Source organism: Mycobacterium sp. TH-M82, from assembly GCF_057473605.1.
This window is the reverse complement of sequence record NZ_JBYCKY010000106.1, coordinates 1-1,775: the sequence shown is the minus strand read 5'-3', so window position 1 is coordinate 1,775 and position 1,775 is coordinate 1. Positions and strand designations below refer to the sequence as shown.

Here is a 1,775-nt window from a genome sequence, read left to right as displayed (position 1 = left end):
TTCGAGTTGCGCCGATTGTTCGCCATGGTTGTCCATTGATGTCGCCTCAATCAAATCTGCGTCGCCTCACCGAATTGTGCCGCCCCTACAGTAGCCTCGACGTCTGCGATCGCAAAGAACGCCCCGGTGCCGTCTGCTGAATCCGTGACACGGCCGGTGCCGCCATGACACGGCCGGTGCCACCATGACGCGATCGGCATCGCGACCACGGTCGACGGAACTCCGGCGCCGATCAGGCCAGTTGTCGCCGTGGCGTCTACGTCCCGGACGGGCGGCGCAGCGGCCGCGCCGACGGCTGCGGCAACGGGTCCGAGCAACTATTGCGACACGAACCAGACCGAGGAGTTGGCCCCTGCCCGTGCCGGTCGATCGGCGTGGGCCAGCAAACGACACGGCGGTCCGCGGCCGGAATCTTCTCGGGGCCCGAATATGTCGGCACACGATTGTCGTTCATCAACAGTGCACGTCTGCGGCTTTCGAGGCGCCGGTGCGCGTCGTCGCGGCGACAGCCCGGCCGGCAACCTCGTGAGCGAACGGCTTCACCCGCTCGGCGCACCGTGCGACGTGGGGCCGTGAACTGATCACCGCGAATTTGAAGGTTCCAGAGTACGGCGCGGGAGATATTACCACCGCGTAGGTTTCAGGTGAGGGATCGGCACCTGAATTTCCCCCAAGGCCAAGACAACCTCCTTGGTCATCCAGTATGGTTTAGGACTTGTTACACCTATGTCCAGTAGACGGGTACGGGAGACGCGGTGAGCATCAATCCGTTCGACGACGAAGATGGCAGGTTTTTGGTCTTGGTCAACGACGAGGAGCAGCACAGCCTGTGGCCGGCTTTCGCCGACGTTCCCTCCGGCTGGCGGGTGGTGTACGGCGAGGCGGCTCGCGCGGAGTGTCTGGACTACATCGAGCAGAACTGGACCGACATAAGACCGAAGAGTCTGCGCGATCGCTTGGCTGCGGGACAGGGGCATTGTCGGTTAGCCGCGGGGAAGCGGCATTGACGCTTGGCCGCGGCACTGGGGCGTTGATAGGTAGACCGAATGACACGTGATGACCAGGCGCTTCCGCTGACGCGGGGCCAACTCGACATTTGGCTTGCGCAGGAGACGGGTCACGCCGGTACGGAGTGGCAGCTCGGTGTACTTGTGCGATTCGACGGAACGATCGATCCCGACGTACTCAAGCGCGCGATCAGTCAAGCGATGGGCGAGGCCGAACCGGCCAGGGCCGCCATCGTCGAGGCCGACGGCCAGGTTTTCCAGCGGGCGATCGATTACCCGGACGTCGAACTGGACTTCCAAGACCTGAGCGACGCGGGCCATCCGGTGCAAGAGGCTCGCGCGAGGGCGTTGTCCATCCAGCACACGCCCATGTCCCCGGCCGGCCCGCTGTTCAAATTCGCCTTGTTCCAGACCTGGGTGGACGAATTCTACTTGTTCGGCTGCTTCCACCACATGATCATCGATGGAACCGGAATCACGCTGCTCGCCAACCGGATTGCGACCGTATACGCGGCAATTGTTTCTGACTCTCCCATTCCGCCGTCCTTCTTCGGATCCCTGGAAGATCTGGTTCGGTGCGAGTCGGAATACACAGCGTCCGCCGACTACCGGGAAGACCAGGCCTATTGGGCCGGCAACATTCCGTCGGACAGCGCGCCGCATGACCGGTTGTCCCCGACGGGTGGCGAGGGGGAGCAGCGTGCGCCCTCTGCGCCGGTTCGGTTGGACCCCGTCGCCCTGCGGCGAGTTCAGGAGTTGTCCGACGCG

2 protein-coding genes are annotated in these 1,775 nt (G+C 63.7%); both read left to right on the top strand.

Annotated elements, in window-relative coordinates; genetic code table 11:
* Positions 1-755: 755 nt before the first annotated feature.
* Complete coding sequence (locus tag AC2VON_RS03235; protein WP_486951652.1) at positions 756-1,007, top strand: MbtH family protein; 252 nt, start codon at positions 756-758, stop codon at positions 1,005-1,007.
* Positions 1,008-1,046: 39 nt separating this feature from the next.
* A partial coding sequence (locus tag AC2VON_RS03230; RefSeq protein ID WP_486951651.1) for a condensation domain-containing protein occupies positions 1,047-1,775 on the top strand: 729 nt, incomplete at its 3' end.